This window comes from Exiguobacterium chiriqhucha RW-2 (genome assembly GCF_000416965.1).
Classification (GTDB): domain Bacteria; phylum Bacillota; class Bacilli; order Exiguobacteriales; family Exiguobacteriaceae; genus Exiguobacterium; species Exiguobacterium chiriqhucha.
Map to the genome: position 1 here is coordinate 157,493 of NZ_ATCL01000022.1, position 21,425 is coordinate 178,917.

Annotated in this window: 21 protein-coding genes; 16 read left to right on the top strand and 5 right to left on the bottom strand. The window is 52.3% G+C overall.

Going from position 1 to position 21,425, the window contains the following annotated elements:
- Window positions 1-35: 35 nt before the first annotated feature.
- Both M467_RS30320 and M467_RS30325 read left to right on the top strand, forming a co-directional pair.
- A complete protein-coding gene (locus M467_RS30320; RefSeq protein WP_021067991.1) occupies window positions 36-1,889 on the top strand; it encodes a beta-glucoside-specific PTS transporter subunit IIABC in 1,854 nt (617 codons plus the stop codon).
- A gap of 9 nt (window positions 1,890-1,898) precedes the next feature.
- Window positions 1,899-3,350, top strand: a complete 1,452-nt coding sequence (locus M467_RS30325) for a glycoside hydrolase family 1 protein (RefSeq protein ID WP_031200425.1) — start codon at window positions 1,899-1,901, stop codon at window positions 3,348-3,350.
- Between the two features lie 120 nt (window positions 3,351-3,470).
- On the opposite strand, the gene M467_RS30330 is transcribed toward M467_RS30325, so the two are convergent.
- The gene (locus tag M467_RS30330; protein ID WP_125318031.1) at window positions 3,471-3,944 is read right to left on the bottom strand and encodes a DUF6188 family protein; all 474 of its coding nucleotides are present in this window, start codon (window positions 3,942-3,944) and stop codon (window positions 3,471-3,473) included.
- Window positions 3,945-4,144: 200 nt separating this feature from the next.
- Between M467_RS30330 and M467_RS31525 the strand changes: the two genes are divergently transcribed.
- On the top strand, window positions 4,145-5,662 hold the full coding sequence (locus M467_RS31525) for a sensor domain-containing diguanylate cyclase (RefSeq protein WP_021067995.1): 1,518 nt from the start codon (window positions 4,145-4,147) through the stop codon (window positions 5,660-5,662).
- The gene (locus M467_RS30335) at window positions 5,659-6,153 is read left to right on the top strand and encodes a hypothetical protein (RefSeq protein ID WP_021067996.1); all 495 of its coding nucleotides are present in this window, start codon (window positions 5,659-5,661) and stop codon (window positions 6,151-6,153) included. Before M467_RS31525 ends, M467_RS30335 begins: the two co-directional genes overlap by 4 nt.
- Window positions 6,154-6,192: 39 nt before the next feature.
- Here M467_RS30335 and M467_RS30340 read toward each other — a convergent pair whose 3' ends face one another.
- Both M467_RS30340 and M467_RS31530 read right to left on the bottom strand, forming a co-directional pair.
- Window positions 6,193-7,065 carry an ROK family protein gene (locus tag M467_RS30340; RefSeq protein ID WP_021067997.1) on the bottom strand — a complete coding sequence of 291 codons (873 nt, stop codon included), beginning with the start codon at window positions 7,063-7,065 and terminating at the stop codon, window positions 6,193-6,195.
- A 16-nt stretch (window positions 7,066-7,081) separates the two neighbouring features.
- On the bottom strand, window positions 7,082-8,866 hold the full coding sequence (locus M467_RS31530) for a type I phosphomannose isomerase catalytic subunit (protein ID WP_021067998.1): 1,785 nt from the start codon (window positions 8,864-8,866) through the stop codon (window positions 7,082-7,084).
- Between the two features lie 141 nt (window positions 8,867-9,007).
- On the opposite strand from M467_RS31530, the gene M467_RS30345 reads away from it, so the two are divergent.
- The 9 genes from M467_RS30345 (at window position 9,008) to M467_RS30385 (ending at window position 16,259) form a co-directional block, all read left to right on the top strand.
- Window positions 9,008-9,304: a PTS sugar transporter subunit IIB gene (locus M467_RS30345; RefSeq protein WP_021067999.1), complete on the top strand. Its 297-nt coding sequence runs from the start codon at window positions 9,008-9,010 to the stop codon at window positions 9,302-9,304.
- Between the two features lie 4 nt (window positions 9,305-9,308).
- Window positions 9,309-9,653 (top strand): PTS sugar transporter subunit IIA, encoded by a 345-nt coding sequence (locus M467_RS30350; protein ID WP_021068000.1) that lies wholly within the window; start codon window positions 9,309-9,311, stop codon window positions 9,651-9,653.
- A 23-nt stretch (window positions 9,654-9,676) separates the two neighbouring features.
- Window positions 9,677-10,987 carry a PTS cellobiose transporter subunit IIC gene (gene celB, locus M467_RS30355; protein ID WP_029596337.1) on the top strand — a complete coding sequence of 437 codons (1,311 nt, stop codon included), beginning with the start codon at window positions 9,677-9,679 and terminating at the stop codon, window positions 10,985-10,987.
- Between the two features lie 32 nt (window positions 10,988-11,019).
- Window positions 11,020-12,444, top strand: coding sequence for a glycoside hydrolase family 1 protein (locus M467_RS30360; protein WP_021068002.1), 1,425 nt, complete (start codon window positions 11,020-11,022; stop codon window positions 12,442-12,444).
- An 80-nt stretch (window positions 12,445-12,524) separates the two neighbouring features.
- Window positions 12,525-13,253, top strand: coding sequence for a GntR family transcriptional regulator (locus M467_RS30365; RefSeq protein WP_021068003.1), 729 nt, complete (start codon window positions 12,525-12,527; stop codon window positions 13,251-13,253).
- 39 nt (window positions 13,254-13,292) lie between these two features.
- On the top strand, window positions 13,293-13,967 hold the full coding sequence (locus M467_RS30370) for an ABC transporter ATP-binding protein (protein ID WP_021068004.1): 675 nt from the start codon (window positions 13,293-13,295) through the stop codon (window positions 13,965-13,967).
- Complete coding sequence (locus tag M467_RS30375; RefSeq protein ID WP_021068005.1) at window positions 13,964-14,971, top strand: ABC transporter permease; 1,008 nt, start codon at window positions 13,964-13,966, stop codon at window positions 14,969-14,971. The genes M467_RS30370 and M467_RS30375 overlap by 4 nt, the downstream gene beginning before the upstream one ends.
- Window positions 14,968-15,579: a class I SAM-dependent methyltransferase gene (locus M467_RS30380; RefSeq protein ID WP_021068006.1), complete on the top strand. Its 612-nt coding sequence runs from the start codon at window positions 14,968-14,970 to the stop codon at window positions 15,577-15,579. The genes M467_RS30375 and M467_RS30380 overlap by 4 nt, the downstream gene beginning before the upstream one ends.
- 17 nt (window positions 15,580-15,596) lie before the next feature.
- Window positions 15,597-16,259, top strand: coding sequence for an NAD(P)H-dependent oxidoreductase (locus M467_RS30385; protein WP_031200427.1), 663 nt, complete (start codon window positions 15,597-15,599; stop codon window positions 16,257-16,259).
- Between the two features lie 36 nt (window positions 16,260-16,295).
- Here the strand turns inward: M467_RS30385 and M467_RS30390 are convergent, their stop codons facing one another.
- Together M467_RS30390 and M467_RS30395 are read right to left on the bottom strand one after the other, a co-directional pair.
- Window positions 16,296-16,931 (bottom strand): nitroreductase family protein, encoded by a 636-nt coding sequence (locus M467_RS30390; protein ID WP_021068008.1) that lies wholly within the window; start codon window positions 16,929-16,931, stop codon window positions 16,296-16,298.
- Entirely contained in the window at window positions 16,928-17,374 is a 447-nt protein-coding gene (locus M467_RS30395) for a MarR family winged helix-turn-helix transcriptional regulator (protein ID WP_021068009.1), read from the bottom strand. The genes M467_RS30390 and M467_RS30395 overlap by 4 nt, the downstream gene beginning before the upstream one ends.
- 181 nt (window positions 17,375-17,555) lie before the next feature.
- On the opposite strand from M467_RS30395, the gene M467_RS30400 reads away from it, so the two are divergent.
- From M467_RS30400 to aceA, 3 genes are all read left to right on the top strand, one after another.
- A complete protein-coding gene (locus tag M467_RS30400; RefSeq protein ID WP_021068010.1) occupies window positions 17,556-19,739 on the top strand; it encodes a malate synthase G in 2,184 nt (727 codons plus the stop codon).
- Window positions 19,736-20,032: a hypothetical protein gene (locus M467_RS30405; protein WP_021068011.1), complete on the top strand. Its 297-nt coding sequence runs from the start codon at window positions 19,736-19,738 to the stop codon at window positions 20,030-20,032. The genes M467_RS30400 and M467_RS30405 overlap by 4 nt, the downstream gene beginning before the upstream one ends.
- A gap of 66 nt (window positions 20,033-20,098) precedes the next feature.
- Complete coding sequence (aceA, locus tag M467_RS30410) at window positions 20,099-21,379, top strand: isocitrate lyase (RefSeq protein ID WP_021068012.1); 1,281 nt, start codon at window positions 20,099-20,101, stop codon at window positions 21,377-21,379.
- Window positions 21,380-21,425 lie beyond the last annotated feature (46 nt).

Below are 21,425 nucleotides of genomic sequence, written 5' to 3' on the forward strand. Positions count from 1 at the left end.
TTTTTCTTTTTACCCAAATTGAAGGAGTGAACAGTATGAGCCAAACAAAAACGCTCGCCGCGGACATCATTCGTCACGTCGGCGGGAAAGATAACGTCAAAAGCGTGTTCCATTGTGCAACACGGCTACGTTTTAAATTGAAAGATGAACAGAAAGCCAATCCTGAAGCGTTAAAAAATCATGACGGCGTCATCACGGTCGTCCAAAGCGGCGGTCAATTCCAAGTCGTCATCGGCAACAACGTCCCATACGTCTATCAAGACGTGGTCGAGGCGGGTGGATTCCAGACGTCATCGAACGACGATACGGAAAAAACGGGCGTCTTTAACCGTTTGATTGATGTGATTGCGGGGATTTTCACCCCGATTCTCGGTCCGATGGCCGGTAGTGGTCTATTGAAAGGGTTGCTCGCCATTCTCGTCGCCCTCGGCTTACTGACACAAGACATGGGCACATACATCGTCTTGAACGCAGCGGCCGACGCGCTCTTCTACTTCTTACCGGTCATCCTCGGCCATTCGGCAGCGAAGAAGTTTGGCGGCAATCCGTATATTGGGATGATTATCGGGGGTGCGCTCGTCTATCCGGCTATCGTCGCGATACAAGGTGCGGGCGAGTCACTCTCATTCCTCACGGTGCCAGTCGTCTTGATGAGCTACGCGTCCTCGGTCATCCCGATTATCTTGGCGGCGTACGTGTCATCGAAAGTCGAAACGTTCTTCAACAAACACACGCATGAGGCGGTCCGTAACTTCACGACCCCGATGATGGCACTCTTGATTGTCGTCCCGCTCACGTTCCTCGCCATCGGTCCGGTCGCAACATACGCGAGTCAAGGTCTCGCCGGCGGCTACTCGTTCTTATATGAACTCAGTCCAGTCGTCGCCATCGCTTTCATCGGTGCATTTTGGCAAGTGCTCGTCATGTTCGGTCTCCATTGGGGGCTCGTGCCGATTATCATCAACAACTTGGCAGTCGTCGGCATGGACACGATCGTCGTCGGAGTCCTCATGGCGACATTCGGTCAAGTCGGGGCAACGCTCGCCATCACATTGAAGGCGCGTGACCCGAAGACGAAAGGACTTGGTACCTCGTCGACGATCGCTGGTGTGTTCGGTATCACCGAGCCGGCGATTTACGGATTGACGCTCCCGCGTAAAAAACCGTTCGTCTTTGGGATGGTTGGCGGCGCGGCCGGCGGTGTCGTCGGCGGTATGCTCGGGACGGCCGCTTATGCGATGGGTGGTCTCGGCGTGTTCAGTATCCCGGTCATGATTCCGGCAACGGGCCTTGATATGACATTCTATGGTGCGTTGATTGGGATGGCAGTTGCGACGCTCGTCTCGTTCGGACTCACGTTCGCATTCCATAAAGAAGTAGCATCGGAAGAAACGTCGCCGCGTGTCGAATCAGCACCTGTCTTGACTGATCACGTCGGTACACCGGTCTCCTCACCGGTCAAAGGGGAAGTCGTCGCACTTGAGACCGTTCGCGATGAAGTGTTCTCGAGTGGCGCGATGGGGAAAGGAATTGCCATCATGCCAACGGAAGGCGTCGTCTATGCGCCGTTCGACGGGGAAGTCGTCACGGTCTATCAATCGAAGCACGCAATCGGACTCCGGTCGCATAGCGGTGTCGAAGTATTGATTCACGTCGGGCTCGACACGGTCCAGCTCGGGGGACAACATTTCGAATCGTTCGTCACAGACGGACAACAAGTGACCGAAGGCGACGTGTTGGTGAAATTTGATTTAGAAGCCATCGCTCAAGCCGGTTACGACACGATAACTCCGGTAATTGTCACCAATACAGGGAACTACTTAGATGTCTTGCCGACACATAGCGGCATCGTCGAACCAAACCACGGCGTCTTGCGCGTCTTAGCCTAAAAGGAGGAAATGGATATGAAACAAGTAGCGAAAAACTTTTTATGGGGTGGCGCCACAGCGGCGAACCAATTTGAAGGCGGATATCAAGAAGGTGGCAAAGGACTGTCGATCGCGGATGTGATGCCGGGCGGCAAGGACCGGATGAAAATCATCCATGACCCGACGTTCGATTTCGAGCTACATGACGAGTATACGTACCCGAACCACGAAGGCATTGACTTCTATCATCACTACAAGGAAGACATCGCTCTCTTCAAAGAGATGGGCTTCAAGACGTTCCGCATGTCAATCGCTTGGTCGCGCATCTTCCCGAACGGTGACGAACTCGAGCCGAACGAGGAAGGTCTTCAATTCTATGACCGCGTCATCGACGAGCTCGTCGCGCAGGGGATTGAGCCGCTCGTCACAATCTCGCACTATGAGTTGCCGCTCCACTTGGCGACAGCATACGGTGGTTGGCGTGACCGCCGCCTCGTGACATTTTTCGAGCGGTACAGCCGTGTCTTGTTCGAACGTTACCAAGGCAAGGTCAAATATTGGCTCACGTTCAATGAAATCAACGGGGCCCAATTCATGCCGATGCTCAGTCTCGGGATGGCGATCCGTGAAGGGGACGACCAGTTGCAATTGACATATCAAGGGTTGCACCATCAACTCGTGGCAAGTGCGCTCGCGACAAAAGCGGCACGCGAAATCGACCCGTCGATGCAAATCGGCTGCATGCTCATCGCGGCGCCGGTCTATCCGTACAGCTCGAACCCGGAAGACATTTGGTACGCGCATGACGCCGAGCGCATGATGAACTTCTTCTGCGGCGACGTTCACGTTCGCGGTGAATATCCGTCGTTCGCGAAACGATTCTTCCGTGAGAACGGGATTGAACTCGTGATGGAAGATGGCGATCTCGAGACGCTAAAAGCACACACGGTCGACTTCTTCTCACTCAGCTACTATATGTCGCGTACCGAGAAAGCGGAGAAGACAGAAGACGAAGCAGCAGGGAACATCATGAGCGGTGTGAAAAACCCTTACTTGAAAGCAAGCGACTGGGGCTGGGAAATCGATCCGATGGGACTTCGCGTCATTTTGAACAAACTGTATGAGCGTTATGAATTGCCGCTCTTCATCGTCGAGAACGGTCTCGGGGCTTATGATAAGGTCGAAGCGGACGGTTCGGTCCATGACGATTATCGGATTGAGTACTTGCGTGACCATTTGAAAGCGATGGTGGAGGCGATTGAAGACGGTGTCGACGTCATCGGTTATACGAGCTGGGGCTGTATCGACCTTGTCAGCGCATCGACCGGGGAGTACAGCAAACGTTACGGTTTCATCTACGTCGATAAGCACGACGATGGGTCAGGGACACTCGAGCGTTCACGGAAAGACTCGTTCTTCTGGTATCAAGACGTCATCCAGACGAACGGGGCAAGCTTGTTCGAGGACGAGACGGTGAAATAATAAAAGAGCGGCCGCGGCCGCTCTTTTATTATGCTTTCGTGATTTTTCGCAAAACGATTATGGCGAGACTGACGCCGCCGGCAATCAACATATACGTGAGAATCTCCGTCCAGGCTGCCATCAGACGTCATCTTCCGCGAAGACGGCCAAGTCTCCTTGAGGCATGGCGACGAGTAAAAAGTGCTCGCCTCCGAGCGGGCGGGCGTCCCCGGCCTGCCAACTCTCGTACTGCTCATGATAACCGTTCACGAACAGGACTGATCCGGATTCAAATGTAAGTTCAAGGTTGGGGTTGTCTTCTGTTAAACGGACGGAGCGGACGCGTTCACGTCGCAGTCCGACGAGGTGATGGAGTTGTTCGTCTTCGTTGAACGACGGACCCGATGAGTGGACGTACCAGGGTCCTTCGATTGAGAGCCAAGACTCGTTGCCGTCTCGTTTAAAGTAAAGTAGGTGATGGTTTGGGCCGGAACCGAAGTCGATTCCGACGAAGGAAGACGCGTTAAATAGATGTTGTAAAATCCGTGTAGCTTCTAGATGTTCGGTACGGGTCACGCTTCCACCTCGCTTAAATAGGTTAGTTAATTCCATCATTCCACGTTACTCCACTAAAGTAAACGAAAGGATTATGTGAAATCACTCATACGAGAGGTAGATAAAGACGTTCGACATCTTATGGAAAATACTTCAAGGAAGTTAAAAGTTTGGTCAGTGATTGGGCGAATTCGGTCCCGCCTTCAAGGATTCGATTTATAATCAAATGTATAGATGAATCGATGAAACGAGGGGTAACCATGGTTTATGGCTTATTGATTGGCGGCACTGTCCTAATCACCATCGTCCTCAACATCCTCCGGTTGATGACGACCCCCGCCCTGAATCGCTGGCTGCTCGCCGGGACGAGCAGTCTCGTCGTGATTTGGCACGGGGTGTTGTTCGACTTTTATGATTTGCATTGGTCCGTGCTGTTGTTGATTATGACGGGACTCGTCTGTTTTCACTGGAAAGGCATGACTGTTGCAATTATGGTCAGCTGGCTTTTAGTATACAGTCAATCCGGGATACTATCCTTTCCACTGTTGCTCAGTTATGTCTTCTTTGGATTAGGCGCGGCGTTGCTCTTCGGCTACGTCAAACAGTTGAAGCGTGAGCGGTCGGGACGGTTACGGATGTTGACGGCAAGTTCTCGTCAATTGAACGTGTTTCGGGAAGTCAGTTTTACAATGCAAGACACGCTCGATCCGGACCGGTTGCTGCAAACGATTTTGACATCGGTGACGGCGGGGCATGGGCTCGGGTTTAACCGTTCAATCATCTTTTTTGCGGATTTGGAAAAAGATAGCATTTACGGAGTCATGGGGACAGGACCGATGAATCCAGAAGACGGCTTTCAAATTTGGGAAGAAATCACGAGACAACACATTGATCTTCAAGGACTGATTGATGAGAAGGAGACGGACTCGACGCACGATGAACAGTTGAACGAACGAATTCAGAAGATGACGATCCCGTTTCATGGCAACCACCTGTTCAAACAGACGCTCGATTCAGGACGACCGCTCCATGTCTACGCGAGCATCGCCGATGACCCGGTGCTGCGGATGCTACATACCGATTTACAAATGGATGAGTGTACGATTTTCCCACTTCACCATCAAGGAATCCCTTACGGACTCCTCGTCATCGATAACGTTGTCAACAAAAAGCCGATCACCCCTCAAAAGATTGATAGTGTCCGTCCGATTGCGGAACAAGCCTCGCTCGCGCTCCATCAAACGATGCTGTATCAACGTATCGAGACATTGGCGCTTCGTGACGGCTTGACGCGTCTTAAAAACCATCGCTCGTTCGAACAAGATTTGGACGTCTTGTTCCGGGAGTGCGAAACGGACGAGCTGTCACTGATTGTCATGGATATCGATCATTTCAAGCACTTCAACGACACGAATGGGCACTTGGCTGGAAACGAGTTGTTGACGCGACTCGCGAGTGTCATTCGACGAAGCGTGCCGGATGAACAGATGGCTTATCGGTTCGGTGGCGAAGAGTTCGTCGTGCTATTGCCGCAGTATGACGAGGTCGAGGCGGCACAGGTGGCGGAAACGATCCGCAGCGCCGTGCTCGGAACGAACTTTATGAACGGAGAGCGACAACCGGGTGGGCAGTTGACGCTCAGCTTCGGCGTCGCTTCAAAGCATACCCTTCATGAACAGTCCCTCGAACAGTTGATTGAGTGTGCCGATCAAGCCCTCTATGCAGCCAAATCAAAAGGGAAAAACCAAGTTTGTCGTTGGGAAGGGGTAACGTTATGACCGAATTCAGTGTCATGATTATGACCGTCGCCTTTATCGGTTCGATTTTATTGACGAGTCAGCCGTGTTATCGTTTCGTGACAGGCAACCTGGCGCGACGCCACGCTACGGCACTCGGTGTCTCATTGAAAGATGTCTCATTCTCGTTCGATCAAATGGTATATTTCATCGCGTTGCCGACGACGATTCCGGAAGTCCGGGATGCGGCGAAAGCAGAACTGGTCGTCGAACCGTATTATGAATCTTATTTCTTTCCAGAAGTGAACGGCGTGCAAGTCTCTGTGAAATCGGGATCCGCCGTGACTCCTATCGCCTATTTGCCGATTGACGACTTCAGCCTTCCTGTGTTGGATCGATACTTAGAGGCCGGAAAGATTAATGAACGCGTCAACCGGACGATTCGGGAGCATATGATTGTCCATGACCGTACGCTCGAAGCGATTCGAGACGAGGTATATCATCACCTCCATGAAGATCGCCTGGCACAATAAAAGGGTTTCCATCACAGACTCGTGGTGGAAACCCTTTTTTCACTGCGCTAACATGTGAAACCGTGCGGCCCCGATCAAGTTGGCCTCGTTGAAGTGGGCACACGTCTCGAGATCGATGTGGAACGTCCCGAACGCGTCACAGAGCGCATCCAAGTGTCGTTTGATGCCGTCTCGGACTTCCGGACGGCGACTGATGCCGCCACCGATTAAAATCCGCTCCGGGTCGAGTCCGAATTGAAGATTGTACATGCCGATTGCGTTCCAGCGATAGAAGCGCTCTAATTCCGTTTGGATGACCGGATCGGTTTGAAGCGCGAACACGTCTTTTCCGGTGAGCGGGCGACCGAGCTGTTCGCTGCAACGCTTGACGAGGACGGCCGTCGACCCGATGGCGCTCCATGTTCCATCTGGATGCGGCAAGTTCGGGTCCAAAATCCAGTACCCGTACTCACCGCCGTGGAAGTGTGACCCGACCATGAGGACGTCCGAATCGACGAAGGCACCACCGATGCCTGTACCGATGACCACGGTCGCATAACGTTTCACGGATGCGGCCGCACCGTTCCATCCTTCTGCGAGTGCTGCCGCATTGGCATCATTCAAGACGGTGACCGGTAAGTCGTAACGGTCTTCGAACGCCTGTAGAAACGGACGATTGTGGATATACGGCAATGCGCTGATGCCATGAATCACACCGGTCATCGAGTCGACGGAGCCGGGCGCACTGAAGGCGATTCCGTCGAGCGGGGCCTCGAGGGTAGCTTCGTTAAAAATCACATCGACTTGATCAAGCAGGCCGTCCCACGTCGCTGGGGTTGGGACGTGTTTGTTCGACAGGAGGTTGCCGTCGGCTTGGACGACTCCGTATTTGATACTCGTACCACCGATATCGATGGCTAAATAATGTTGCATGTCTTGTTTCCACTCCTTATGGCAAGAACGCGGCCCCGATGACGCCAGCGTCGCCATGCAGTTGCTGCAGGACGAGGGGGGTCGCTCCTCTCAAATGAGGGTATACTCGCATCGCGACCGCGTCTTGTAACTGATTCCAGTATAACGGAGCCGAAGCCGTCACGCCTCCTCCAAGAATAATGACGTCAGGATCGACCGTGTGGATGATATTGGCGAGACCGGTCGCTAAATCCTCGACGAACGTGCTGCGTTCGATTTCGTCTGTCAAAAGCGTCATCGAATCAGTCATTCCTTTAGTGCGGGCACGTTCGTGAAGTGCCGTTCCACTCGCATGCGTCTCAAGCGCTCCGACGTTCAGCGTCGGATGTGCTGGTCCGTCCGTACGAATGATCATATTGCCGACTTCTCCGGCGCTACCATGAGCCCCGCTAATCAAATTTTGCTTATAGACGAAACCGCCGCCAATACCTGTGCTGACCGTGACGTAAAAGACGGAGTCGACATGACGACCAGCCCCGAATTTCGCTTCGGCGAGCGCTGCCGCGTTGGCATCATTCTCTAACGTGACAGGTAGACCGAGCAGAGTGCATAGCGGCTCCACGATCGTCTGATGGTGCCAGTTCGGGAGGTTCGGCGGGGTCAAGAACGCACCTCGTTTTAAGTCGAGCGGACCAGGTGCCGCGATGCCGACGTGCGTGATGTCATATTCGAGTTGGAATCGTTCGACGGCAAGCTTGATTTGGTTCAACAAGGTGTCGAGCGCAAGGTGCGGCTGTGTCTTCAATTTATATTGTTTCTCGAGACGCCCTTCTGTCGACACGACGGCGATTCGTGTGTTTGTGCCGCCCAAATCGATGCCGATGCGGGCTTTTTGTTTCGTTGGAGAGGATACACCGGTGACGAGGCACGTGGCCGTTCCGTCTAACTGAAATGACTGACCCGCTGGCAAAAGCAACGTCGCACCAATATCGAAGGACGAACCGTCAATCTCAAGTGTCCCTTCGACGACCGAGAGCAAACGGAACGTGTCCGTCGAGACGGATTCTTCGCGTTCGATCGTCCATTTTTCGACGAAGAAATACGGATTGCGCGTCAACTGCGTCCGGAAATGATTCAGTGACAGGGCAGGTTCCACATAGTCGAGATGGGGTGCGAAGGAGGCAAGGGTACCTTGATTGACGTGGAGATCACGTGTGCGGCCCGTCGTCGGTTCAGTGCGTCCGTAATCATAGAGACGGTACGTCGTATCCGAACTTTGTTGAATCTCGAGAACAGATACGTCTTTCGTCAAAGCGTGGACAGTCCCGGCCGGCACGTATAAAAAATCGCCGCGGCTAACAGGTCTTCGAATTAAACCGGACATGACATCACCGGCTTCAAGCGCCTGTTGTAACGTCTCTTTCGACTCGAACGTATGCCCGTAGATGATTTCTCCCCCTTCTGGCGCGTCGAGGATGTACCAGCATTCATTCTTTCCATACGGTTGACCCTCGAGCGACTGCGCGAGCTCGTCATCAGGATGCACTTGAATCGATAAATCATCGTTCGGGTCAATCCACTTGATCAATAACGGAAATACAGGTGAGTTAATGCCGAACAGTTCTGGATGCGTGGCATAAAGGTCGTCTAGCGTTGTCCCGATATGCAATCCGGCAGACACGACGGAACTGCCTTGCGGCAACGCCGAGGCGGTCCATGCTTCGCCGATCGAGACTTCATCAAAACAAAAACCAAAACGCTTTAAGCGGTCGCCTCCCCAAAGACGATATTGATAATGCGGCTGTAACGGGATGATTTTCATCGTCAATTCCCTCACTCTCATTTATTATCGTATACACTTTTAAATTTAAAAACTAAACAAACTTTAAATCAAGTATAGACATGAAATAAATCATGTGTATAATAAAACTTGTAAACGATTTCAAAAAAGGAGTGGTCGAACATGAAGAAGGTATTACTTGCTTGTAGTTCAGGAATGTCGACGAGCCTGCTCGTCACGAAAATGCAACAGCACGCGGCGTCAATCGGGGACGAAGCGAAAATTTGGGCAGTCGGTCAAGACCAGGTCGGTAAGGAGATGGAAGAAGCGGACGTCATCCTCATCGGACCGCAAATGCGCTTTTTGCTCGACAAATTGAAAGCGCAAACATCGAAACCGGTCGAAGTCATCGACATGATGGCCTACGGAACGGCGAATGGGAAAGCAGCGTATGAGCAAGCAATCAAATTGATGGGGTGAAGTCATGGAAGGAACGGAAGAGTTAACGTTAGAACAGATGGCGTTCATGATGATTTTGCATAGCGGGAACGCTCGGAGCACGATTCAAGAAGCAATCCAAACGTATAAGAACGGTTCCTACGAAGCGTTTGAAGCGCAGCTAGCGACAGCACGTGAACAGTTAAAAGAAGCGCATCAGACGCACTTCGGTCAAATTCAAAAAGAGGCGAACGGGGAGAAGACGGACATGTCACTGTTGCTCCTTCACGCCGAAGACCATCTCATGTCGACTCAGACGATGCTCGATTTGACGGCAAGCCTGATCGAGATGATGGAGCAAAAGATTGTAAATCCTAATCAAGAAGGGTGAATCCTATGTCACAGGACAACAAAATGTTCTTATTGATCAGCAAGTTGCTCATGCCGATGGCGACTTACTTGAATAACAGTCGGTATTTGCAAGTATTACGGGATGCGTTCATGCTCGCGTTCCCGATTACCATGTTCGGTTCAATCGTCGTCGTTATTGCCAACTTGCCGTTCTTAGACAAGTTCATGTCGGAAGGGACGCTGAATGCGTTCAAATCGTCACTCGGTAACGCCCCATCGGCCACGATGGGAATCATGTCAATCTTCGTCGTTTTCGGTATTGGCTATTATCTTTCGAAAAGTTACAACGTCGAAGCCGTCTTCGGTGGGGCGATTTCGCTCGTATCGTTCCTCTTGTTGACACCGTTCCTCATTGAAGTCGAAGGAATGACAGAAGCGGTCGGTAACGTCCTCCCGCTCGATCGTCTTGGCGCCAAAGGAATGTTCCTCGCCATGATTACAGGTTTCCTCTCAGGTGAGATTTATCGATTCGTCGTTCAAAAGAACTGGACGATCAAAATGCCGGACGGCGTACCGCCGGCGGTTGCGAAGTCGTTCTCGGCGCTCGTACCGGCCTTGTTGACGCTCACGGTCTTCTTGCTCCTCAACATCGGTGTGACGAGCTTGTTCAATACGAACTTACATGACGTCATCTTCAACGTCGTGCAACAGCCGCTCGTCAAATTGGGTAACGGTCTCGTCCCAACGTTGATCGCCATCTTCTTCGTCCAATTGTTCTGGTTCTTCGGGCTGCACGGACAAGTCATCGTCAACTCGGTCATGGATCCGATTTGGAATACGTTGTCGCTTGAAAACTTGAACGCGTACACGGCGACCGGAGAAGTACCGAACATCATCAGTAAGCAGTTCGTCGAAATCTATACGGTCGGCCTTGGTGGATCCGGCTCGACGCTTGCCGTCATCGTAGCGATTTTGTTGTTCTTGAAATCGAAGCAGTTGAAACAAATCGGGAAACTGTCACTCGGACCTGGGATCTTTAACGTCAACGAACCGGTCATTTTCGGTCTGCCGATCGTCATGAACCCGCTCATCATGATTCCGTGGATTGTCGCTCCACTCATCACGGTCACAGTCACTTACTTTGCAATGTCGACAGGGCTCGTCCCGCCGCCGACAGGGGTCGCGGTACCTTGGACCGTCCCGATGTTCATCAGCGGGATGATGGCGACGAACTCACTTGCCGGCGGATTGCTACAACTCGTCAACTTCTTGATCATCTTGGCGGTCTGGTTCCCATTCCTTAAATTTATTGACCGTTTGAACTTGAAGAAAGAACAGGAAGAAGCCGCTAACCATAAAGACGAAGCGGTATGAATGAGAAATAGAGAATAAGGGAGAGAAAGTTTATGACGAACCCGACAGAAACGAAAACATCAGCAGCAGTGACATATCAATTCCCGACCGATTTTTGGTGGGGGACGGCCTCTTCGGCGACGCAAATGGAAGGTGCGGCGTTTGAGGGCGGCAAAGGCTTAAATATTTGGGATTATTGGTATATGCAACAACCGAACCGATTCTTCAATGGCGTCAGCGCGACGGAGGCGTCTAACTTCTATCATTTGTACGAGCAAGATATCACACTCATGAAGGAGCTCGGACATAACACGTTTCGTTTCTCAATCTCGTGGTCACGTCTATTCCCAGACGGCGTCGGTGAGGTGAATGAAGAGGCGATCACGTTCTATAACAATGTGATCAATTGCCTCATCGATCATGACGTCGAGCCGTTCATCAACTTGTATCACTTCGACATGCCGATGGCGCTTCAAGACCAAGGCGGTTGGGAGTCACGTGACGTCGTCAACGCTTACGTACAGTTCGCGAAGACGTGTTTCGAACTTTTCGGAGACCGTGTGACGACATGGTTCACCCATAACGAACCAATCGTACCGGTCGAAGGCGGCTACTTGTACGATTTCCACTATCCGAACGTCGTCGATTTCAAGCGTGCCGTTCAAGTCGCTTACCATTCGATTTTATCGAGCGCGCTCGCTATCCAGGCGTATCGGGAGCAGGGACAATCCGGTCAAATCGGAATCATCCTGAATTTGACACCGTCGTATCCGCGCAGCCAACATCCGGCCGATCTGAAGGCATCGCGCTTGGCCGACGCCATCTTCAACCGCTCGTTCTTGGACCCGTCCGTGCTCGGGACGTTCCCTGAAGAACTCATCGACGTGTTACAGGAACAAGGCGCGATGCCGGAGATGCAGCCGGGCGACTTGGAACTCATTCGGGCGAATACGATCGACCTCCTCGGCATCAATTACTATCAACCGCGTCGGGTCAAGGCAAAGGCGTCGCTACCGAATCCTGATGCGCCGTTCCTGCCCGAGAATCTGTTCGACTTCTATGAGATGCCGGGTCGCAAGATGAACCCGTATCGTGGTTGGGAAATTTATGAGCAGGGCGTCTATGACATCTTGATCAACTTGAAAGACAACTACGGCAACATCCCGTGTTTCATTTCTGAGAACGGGATGGGCGTCGAAGGAGAAGAGCGTTACCGTGACGCCGACGGCAGCGTCCAAGACGACTACCGGATCGACTTCATTCGTGAACATTTGAAATGGACGCATCGGGCGCTCGAAGAAGGTGCGAACGTGAAAGGGTACCATTTATGGACGTTCATGGACAACTGGTCATGGAGCAACGCCTATAAGAACCGCTATGGGTTCGTCGGTGTCGACTTAGCGACCCAAGAGCGGACCGTTAAAAAGTCTGGTCACTGGTTCAAACAAGTGATTACCAATCATGGATTTACAGAATAATAGGAAAAGCTGACAAGGACCTACTCTTTGTCAGCTTTTTTTGATATATTATTTGTATATGTCTATACATGAGGTGGAATATGTCTACAAAGAAAAAACCAAAATATGAATCGATTGCGGATGAGATTCGGCATCGGATCAATGAACAGGCTTATGAACTCGAAACACCGCTCCCAGATGAGATTCAATTGGCAGAAGAATTTGGTGTCAGCCGTATGACGATGAAGCGCGCTCTCGAAATTCTCGTGATGGAAGGCTTGATTTATCGGAAGCGTGGCAAAGGGACGTTCATCTTGCCGGCCAGTTTCCAAAAAGAACGCATCAATATCATCAGTAAAGAGACGAGAGGATTGACGCAAGTCATCGGCGACCGCAGTTTGCGCAGTGAAGTGCTCGATTTTGAAGTGAAGTTCCCGACCCAGGAAGTCGCTGACCATTTGATGATTGAGCTGACGGAACCGGTCTATGAGATTCGTCGTGTCCGCTATGTGGACGAAGAGCCGTACGTCATCGAATTGACGTACATGGTCGCCAATCTAATTACAGGACTGTCGCGTAAAATTTTAGAGAAGTCGGTCTATAGCTACATCCAACAGGAGCTCGGTTACACGATCACGAGTTCACACAAGATGATTCGAGCCGACAAACCTGACGAGTACGATCAACGCTACTTGAAGAATGACATTACCGACCCAATCATCGAAGTCGAACAAGTCGTTTACTTGAGTAACGGGAAGCCGTTCGAATATTCATTCGCCCGGCACCGCTATGACAAGTTCGTTTTCTCTTCGGTCAATATCGTTCGATGATGTCGCCTGAAAAGGCGACTTTTTGCGAAGGAGGTTCGAATGGACGTTCACATTGAACAAGCCGGGTATGAACGCGGTGAGTCGGTCATTGAGAACATCGAATTTGAGGTCCGACCGGGCGAAATCGTTGGGATGATTGGGTCGAACGGGGCCGGGAAGAGCACGACGCTCGCCTGTCTCACCGGAACAATCCCGTGGATGCGTGGAACGGTGAAAATCGACCGCTACGCCTATATCCCCGAGCAACCGGTTTACTATGATTATTTGACGCTCGAGGAACATATCGCTCTCGTATTGGAATTGACGAGTGTTCACACTCGCGAGCGGACAGACGAATTGCTGCGTCTGTTTCGGCTCGAGACGGTCCGGTACGACTATATCGCCTCGTTCTCAAAAGGGATGAAGCAAAAAGCGATGATTCTGTTGGCGCTCATTCAAGAGGCGAAGTTTCTCCTTGTCGATGAGCCGTTCGTCGGACTCGACGCGACGACGACGATTCAGTTGCTTCGTTTACTTGAAGCGGAACGCCGTCAAGGCACCGGGGTGCTTCTCGTCACCCACGTCCTCGACACGGCAGAGCGGTTATGCGACCGCTTCGTCTGGATCGATGACGGACGCATGCTCGCAAGTGGGACGAAAGATGAATTGCGTCTCAGCCTGCAAACCGAAGGCGAGTCGCTGTTCGATATGATGGAAGATGTGGTTATGCGATGAATGAACATCAGCTGTTTGCTAGACGTGTCCGCACCCATGTGACCAAGCAGTGGAAGACGTGGCGGCTCATCTTGGATTGGACAGTCGTTCTGTACGGCGTCATTCCGTTCGCCATCTTTCTCGGGTATCAATACCGATTGCTTTGGCAAGGCGAAATCGAGGGGGTGAGTCAGGTGCCGACGCTCGTTTGGGCGCTTGGAATTGGAATCGTACTCCTTAGAAATCAGTTTTTCGTCTGGGTCGAACGGGCGGACGTGACGCTGGTGGCCAAACGTTCTTTGGTTCGCAGGTTGAAGCACGATTCGTTGCTTTATCACGCCATCAAACTAGGTTCAACGCTCCTCTTTGTCCTATTGATGTTCATCCCCGTGCTTTGGCTTGACGGTTGGCCCGTTGTCTCCATATCCGCATTTGGGATCAGCCTCCTGTTTTTGACCGGGCTTCATACGTGGATCCGTTATCAATTGACGGTCCGGCGCAGCCATTGGATGTTACGAGTTACGGTCACGTGTGTGACGTTCGTTTGTATGTATGCGCTCCTCAGCGATTCGCCTTTAGGGGCGGTCGTTCTCGGCAGCGGCCTCGTGGCGGTTGCGATATATGTGGGAGAGGGGTGGATGACGCGTCATCCATTTCTTAGCCAAGAACTCGAACGTAGTGAGGCGCTGCGTACCGCTTTTGACCGGGCATTATTATCCACGTCGGGCGCAATCGAGAAGCCGAGCCGGCGCAAGCGTCCGCTCTATCGACCGAGACCGAATCGGTTTGGGACCGCCCGGCGTACGTCGGCCATCTTACTCTATATACGGACGCCGCGTCATCGGAACTTATGGCTACGTCTCATCCCGCTTGCCGTCACAGGGATGCTCCTCGTGCCGAGCTGGTTCAAGTTGCTCATCCCGCTCTATGTCGGCTACGTGATGTGGCAAGAACGACAGGCGTTCAAACAAGAGATGGAGCGTCATCCATTTTTCCGCGCCATCCAAGAAAGGACAGATTTATGACTGAACAAGACTATGAACGATTGCTTCAAATCGAGACGGCGAAACCGCAACAAGGGTTCCCGGCCTCGGCCGAATACCACCGCTATGAACCGACTCCTTATGAGGCGCTCGACTTGTTGCGTGACGCCTATCCGCTCGCGGCCACGGACACGGTCGTCGATTTCGGTTCGGGGAAAGGGCGCCTCCCGTTTTATCTCGCCTATACGTTCCGAGTTCGGGCCATTGGCATCGAGATGGATGGCGGCTTCCACGAAGCGGCACTTGAGAATTGGATGAACTACGCCAAGAAACACCGGACGCGTGGCAGTGTTCAGCTCGTCCGCGGCTACGCCGAACAGTTTGAGGTGCCGGCTGAGGCGAACCGCTTTTATTTCTTCAACCCGTTCTCGGTGAACGTGTTCCGGCAGGTCGTCGCGAATATCATCGACTCGGTCGAGCGAACGCCGCGTCCGGTCGATCTCATCCTCTATTATCCGGCCGATGAGTACTTACATTTTCTGAACGATGAGACGCCGTTTCGCTACGTGCAGGACGTCCGATTGCCCTTGAAGAATCTTCATGAGCGCTTTCTCATTTATCGTTTTGATATGATGGAGTCATCTTGGTGAATGGGGAGTGGATCATCGTGAAAAAAGAAGAGATTTTAGACGCGTATCGTTGGCGTCAAGCGACGAAGGAGTTCGACGCGGACCGCAAAATCGATGAGGAAGATTTCGAATTCATCTTGGAGACAGGCCGCCTGTCACCAAGTTCGTTCGGTTTCGAGCCTTGGCAGTTCGTCGTCGTTCGTCGCGAAGACTTGCTCCAAAAGATTAAAGACCATGCTTGGGGAGCGCAAGGACAGGCGTTGACGGCAAGCCATTTCGTGTTGATTTTGGCACGGACGCCTGAAGCGATGCGGCATGACTCGGACTATATCCGTCATATCGTCACGGACGTCCAAGGACGGACGGAAGACGAATACGCCCTTCGGGTAAAACGTGTCCGTGAGTTCCAAGAACAAGATTATCAACTGTTGGACGACGAGCGTGTGTTCCAAGAATGGATTAAACGCCAAACTTATATCCCGCTCGGCAACATGATGACGGCCGCTGCCCAAATCGGCGTCGACTCATGCCCGATCGAAGGATTCAATCAAGCGGAGATTGACGAATTATTGATTTCAGAAGGCGTCATGGAACGAGGCGCCTGGTCGCTCTCGGTCATGGTCGCGTTCGGACATCGGGCCCGTGATTTCGCGCCGAAGACACGCCGTGACTTCAATGAGGTCGTCAAATACATCGGATGAAAAAAAGCTCAAGCGCCTCGGCGCTTGAGCTTTTGCTTATTTCCAGTCTGTGATGCGGTCGATTGGGAAGCGGACCGATTGGTAACCGTCTTCCGCGGCTTTTCCGATTGAGAGGAGCATGACCGGAAGGTAGCGCTCTTTCTCGAGGCCGAACGCTTCCGCGATGTTCGCTTTGTCATAACCACCGATCGGGTTTGTGTCGTAGCCGTGAGCACGGGCGACGAGCATGAGTTGCATCGCGACGAGACCTGAGTCGAGCAAGATGCTGTCTTTGATCGATTCTTTCGGAGCGTCTTTGAAGATGCCTGTAATCATGTCGACTTGGCGGTCACGGACGTCTGGAGGCATGAGGCCACGTTCAACGGCCGTATCGAAAATCTCTTCTGTGTAATCGGCCATTTGATAATCGGCGAAGATGGCGATGACGGCAGATGACGTCTCGACTTGGCGTTTGTTGAAGCTTGCGAGCGGGAGGAGCGTGTCTTTCCCTTCCGCGCTATCGATGACGACGAAGCGCCATGGTTGCAGGTTAAGTGAAGACGGAGCCGTCGTCGCTTCCTCCAAGATTTGTGTCATCTCTTCTTTCGAGATTTTGACGTTCTCATCGTATACGCGAATCGAGCGGCGTCCTTTGACGATCTCCATAAAGTCTTTTTGTGTAGTCGTGTTCATATAAGGGTCTTCCTTTCGTGTTGAATGTTGGTTTGTAATGTATTTAACAATTCGAGTAGCTGTTGTTGATCCTCTACCTTCATGTTTACAAAAAGTCGGTCCGATAAGCACTTCTTTTGCTCGGTCCAATGTGCAATCCGCTCGCGACCGTCATCCGTCAAATCGACAAAGATGACCCGATTGTCTTGAAGACATCGTTCGCGCGTGATTAAGCCTTGTGTCTCGAGTTGTTTTAAGTGACGCGTAATGGCGGCATGGTCGACTCCGACCCGTTGTTGCAGTTCACGTTGACGTAACGGTCCGACGTGATGCAAGTTGCTCAAAATATCGAAGCGGGTCGAACTGAGTCCGTCCATTTCCGTATCGAACAGTTGGGCGAGTTCTTTTTGTACGGTGATGACGTGGTAAAGGATTTCGTCGCTGAGCGAACAGGCGTCGCGCATGAGACATCCTCCTTAAAACTAATTGATAAATCAATCATTGATAGGTCACACAATTCATCCTAATCGGTTTGAAGAGAGAAGGCAAATAAAAAGATTCAAAAAAACTGTTGTCAAACTGTTATATAATAGTCTATATTATATTCAACTGATATATAACAATTATTCGGGAGGATGTGATGGTTTGGAACAATACGTAAGAATCGGCACATACCGTGTCCATCGTACGCTGGTCGACTTGATTGCCGAGCGGGTGTTGCCCGAAGAGGCTTCACGGCAACAGTTTTGGGTTGGGGTCGGTCAAATTTTAGACGACTTCACAGAACGGAACGAGGCATTGTTGCGAGAACGAGAAGCATACGAACGACTGTTACAGAACTGGTACAAGGAACATGGACCAACCTTCGATCAGCACCAATACAAACAATTTTTGCAAGACATCAATTACATCGAGCCAATCGTTCCAGACTTTACGATCGACGTCACGAACGTCGACGCAGAAATCGTCCAGGCCGGTCCGCAACTCGTCGTCCCGCTCGATAATGCGCGCTATGCGTTGAACGCAGCAAATGCTCGCTGGGGCAGCCTATACGATGCTTTGTACGGAACGGACGTCATCGACACGGACGAGGAGCCGACGGCTGGATATAATCCGGAACGGGGGGCGAAGGTCATCGCCTATGCCAAACAGTTTCTCGACGATACGTTTCCGCTCGGGGAAGGCTCACATGAGGAAACGGACGGCTATCTCGTGTCACAGGGCAGGCCGTACGCCATCATCGCAGGGAACCGCATCGCGTTCCAAGACGATTGTCTCGTCGGTTATGTCGGGGAGGCGAGTGATCCGAAGAAGCTCCTGCTCGTCCACAACGGGATTCACGTCGAGCTGAAGTTTGACCGGAACCATCCTATCGGAAAAACAGATCGAGCGGGACTTGTCGATATCGAGCTCGAATCAGCGTTATCGGCCATCATCGACTGTGAGGACTCGGTCGCGGCCGTGTGCGCCGAAGAGAAAGTCCAGCTCTACTCGAACTGGCTCGGTCTCATGGACGGAACACTCGAGGCGACATTCACGAAAGGCGGGAGACGACTCACACGGAAGTTGAACCCGGACCGGCACTATATCGGACCGGAAGGACGTGAAGTCACGCTACCGGGACGGTCGCTCTTGTTCATTCGCAACGTCGGACACTTGATGACGACGGATTTGATGCTTGATGAGGCAGGGCGTGAAGTGCCAGAGGGCATCCTGGACGGGATTTTCACAGCGCTCATCTCGAGCCGTCATCTCGACGCTAGACAAAATTCTCGCGAACGTTCGATCTATATCGTCAAACCGAAAATGCATGGCTCGAAAGAAGTCGCCTTCACGAACGATTTGTTCGACGCGATTGAAGACGCGCTCGAGCTGCCGCGTCACACGATTAAAGTTGGTGTGATGGACGAGGAGCGTCGGACGTCGCTCAATCTAAAGAACTGCATTGAACGAGTGAAAGAGCGCATCGTCTTTATCAACACAGGCTTCCTTGACCGGACCGGGGATGAGATTCATTCCTCGCTCACGCTCGGACCGATGCGCCGAAAAGGTGAGATGAAAGCCTCGGCTTGGCTCGACGCGTATGAACGGTCGAACGTCCGGGTAGGACTCGACGCCGGATTCCACCGAAGCGGACAAATCGGGAAAGGAATGTGGGCCATGCCGGACCGTATGGGCGAGATGATGCGCGAAAAAATCAATCATGTCCGATCCGGGGCGACGACGGCCTGGGTCCCATCACCGACGGCGGCCACGCTTCATGCGCTCCATTACCATCAAGTCGACGCCTTTGACGTCCAACGCGAAGTGGCCGCTCGTTCGTTCGATCATGTGATGGAACGAAGTCGGTTGCTTGAGATTCCACTTGCCACGCGTGACTACACGGACGAAGACGTGAACGAGGAGCTCGAGAATAACTTGCAAGGCTTGCTCGGATATGTCGTACGTTGGGTCGAACAAGGTGTCGGCTGCTCGAAAGTGCCCGATATTCATCATGTCGGCTTAATGGAAGACCGGGCGACGCTCCGCATCTCGAGTCAGCACGTGGCCAACTGGTTGTATCATGGCGTCTGTAGTCGAGAGCAAGTGGAAGCGACGCTCGTCCGGATGGCCGGTGTCGTCGACGCGCAGAACGCGTCGGACCCGCATTATCGTCCGATGACGCCTGACGTGGAGCGTTCGATCGCCTATCAAGCGGCGAAAGATTTAGTGTTCGAAGGCGACGAGTCGCCGAACGGATATACGGAACCGATTTTGCACCGGCGCCGTCGACAGTTTTTACAACAAGTGACATTAGAACCGAATTTAAAAGGAGGAGCATCATTATGACAACGAAAAAAATTGAAAGCGAACAGTTAATTGAACGTTGGGTCGTCCGTCGAATCATCTCAGGGGAATCGACAGCGACGCTCGCGAACACGGCGTTCGTCTATGGGAACGATTTGATGCGTCTCGTCCTCGATCGGGCCGACGGATCGCTCCAAATCATGAGAGAGCCAGTCGAAGAAGTTGTCGTGTTCCGCAAACCGGAAGAACGTGATGAAGAAAACGTCTGTCGCTGCTGCGGCATGGAACACTCGTCCTTCAAGTCGGCGCTTGAGTGCTGCGCATACTTGGATTAAGCACGCACCATCTGTTATATAACAAATAATTAAAATGTGGATTAATATAATACAGGAGGAATGGTTATGAACGAACAACGCGCACAAGTTGAGGAAATGATACAGTCGGAACGATTTACTGGGGTCGAACGTCCATACGGAGTTGAAGACGTGATGCGACTTCGGGGATCGGTGTTGATTGAACATACGCTCGCGACAAAAGGAGCGGAACGGTTATGGGAGTTACTCCACGAGCGGGACTACGTCCACGCGCTCGGGGCGTTGACGGGGAACCAGGCCATCCAGCAAGTAAAGGCTGGTCTTGAGGCCATCTATTTGAGCGGTTGGCAAGTTGCCGCCGACGCGAACTTGTCGGGACATATGTATCCGGATCAAAGCCTATATCCGGCCAATTCGGTGCCGAGCGTCGTCAAACGAATCAATCAGGCGCTTCAACGCGCCGACCAAATCCAAACGGCGGAAGGAAAAGGCGATACGCATTGGTTCGCCCCGATTGTCGCTGACATGGAGGCCGGTTTCGGCGGTGTGCTCAACGTGTTCGAACTGACGAAGGCGATGATTGAGGCGGGGGCAGCCGGTGTCCATCTTGAGGATCAACTGTCGTCGGAGAAGAAGTGCGGACATCTCGGCGGAAAAGTGTTGCTACCGACACAGACGGCCGTGAAAAACTTGATTGCCGCTCGGCTCGCGGCAGACGTCATGGGAGTGTCGACGATTATCGTCGCCCGGACGGATGCTCACGCGGCGAATTTGATTACGAGCGACATCGACCCAATCGACCATCCGTTCATCGTCGGTGACCGGACACCGGAAGGGTTTTACCGCACCGAGGCAGGCATCGAGCAGGCAATCGCGCGTGGTCTTGCCTATGCACCGTACGCCGACCTCGTCTGGTGCGAGACGTCCGAGCCCGATTTGGATGAGGCACGCCAATTCGCAAATGCGATTCACGCGAAATATCCGGGCAAACTGCTTGCTTACAACTGCTCACCTTCGTTCAACTGGAAGAAGAAGCTGTCAGACGAGGAAATCGCAACGTTCCAACAAGAGATCGGTGCGATGGGGTACAAGTTCCAATTCGTCACGCTCGCTGGCTTCCACTCGCTCAACTTCGGAATGTTCGAACTCGCCCGCGGATACAAAGACCGCGGGATGGCTGCCTATTCCGAGTTGCAGCAAGCTGAATTCTCGGCGGAGCAGCATGGTTATACGGCGACACGTCACCAGCGCGAAGTCGGGACCGGGTACTTTGATGAAGTGTCACTTGTCATTTCTGGAGGCCAGTCGTCAACGACGGCACTGGCCGGATCGACAGAGGCGGAGCAGTTTGAAACGCCTTCCCATTAATCGATGCCCCTCACAAAATGAGGGGCTTTTTTGTGTCCAAATTTGG

Coding starts and splice junctions, on each gene's coding strand:
- M467_RS30330 (WP_125318031.1), bottom strand. CDS start 3,944: ATGATGGAATTAACTAACCTATTTAAGCGAGGTGGAAGCGTGACCCGT.
- M467_RS30360 (WP_021068002.1), top strand. CDS start 11,020: ATGACGAACCCGACAGAAACGAAAACATCAGCAGCAGTGACATATCAA.
- M467_RS30375 (WP_021068005.1), top strand. CDS start 13,964: ATGAATGAACATCAGCTGTTTGCTAGACGTGTCCGCACCCATGTGACC.
- M467_RS30390 (WP_021068008.1), bottom strand. CDS start 16,931: ATGAACACGACTACACAAAAAGACTTTATGGAGATCGTCAAAGGACGC.
- celB (WP_029596337.1), top strand. CDS start 9,677: ATGTTCTTATTGATCAGCAAGTTGCTCATGCCGATGGCGACTTACTTG.
- M467_RS30345 (WP_021067999.1), top strand. CDS start 9,008: ATGAAGAAGGTATTACTTGCTTGTAGTTCAGGAATGTCGACGAGCCTG.
- M467_RS31525 (WP_021067995.1), top strand. CDS start 4,145: ATGGTTTATGGCTTATTGATTGGCGGCACTGTCCTAATCACCATCGTC.
- M467_RS30320 (WP_021067991.1), top strand. CDS start 36: ATGAGCCAAACAAAAACGCTCGCCGCGGACATCATTCGTCACGTCGGC.
- M467_RS30365 (WP_021068003.1), top strand. CDS start 12,525: ATGTCTACAAAGAAAAAACCAAAATATGAATCGATTGCGGATGAGATT.
- M467_RS30370 (WP_021068004.1), top strand. CDS start 13,293: ATGGACGTTCACATTGAACAAGCCGGGTATGAACGCGGTGAGTCGGTC.
- aceA (WP_021068012.1), top strand. CDS start 20,099: ATGAACGAACAACGCGCACAAGTTGAGGAAATGATACAGTCGGAACGA.
- M467_RS30340 (WP_021067997.1), bottom strand. CDS start 7,065: ATGCAACATTATTTAGCCATCGATATCGGTGGTACGAGTATCAAATAC.
- M467_RS30405 (WP_021068011.1), top strand. CDS start 19,736: ATGACAACGAAAAAAATTGAAAGCGAACAGTTAATTGAACGTTGGGTC.
- M467_RS30350 (WP_021068000.1), top strand. CDS start 9,309: ATGGAAGGAACGGAAGAGTTAACGTTAGAACAGATGGCGTTCATGATG.
- M467_RS30395 (WP_021068009.1), bottom strand. CDS start 17,374: ATGCGCGACGCCTGTTCGCTCAGCGACGAAATCCTTTACCACGTCATC.
- M467_RS30325 (WP_031200425.1), top strand. CDS start 1,899: ATGGATATGAAACAAGTAGCGAAAAACTTTTTATGGGGTGGCGCCACA.
- M467_RS30335 (WP_021067996.1), top strand. CDS start 5,659: ATGACCGAATTCAGTGTCATGATTATGACCGTCGCCTTTATCGGTTCG.
- M467_RS31530 (WP_021067998.1), bottom strand. CDS start 8,866: ATGAAAATCATCCCGTTACAGCCGCATTATCAATATCGTCTTTGGGGA.
- M467_RS30380 (WP_021068006.1), top strand. CDS start 14,968: ATGACTGAACAAGACTATGAACGATTGCTTCAAATCGAGACGGCGAAA.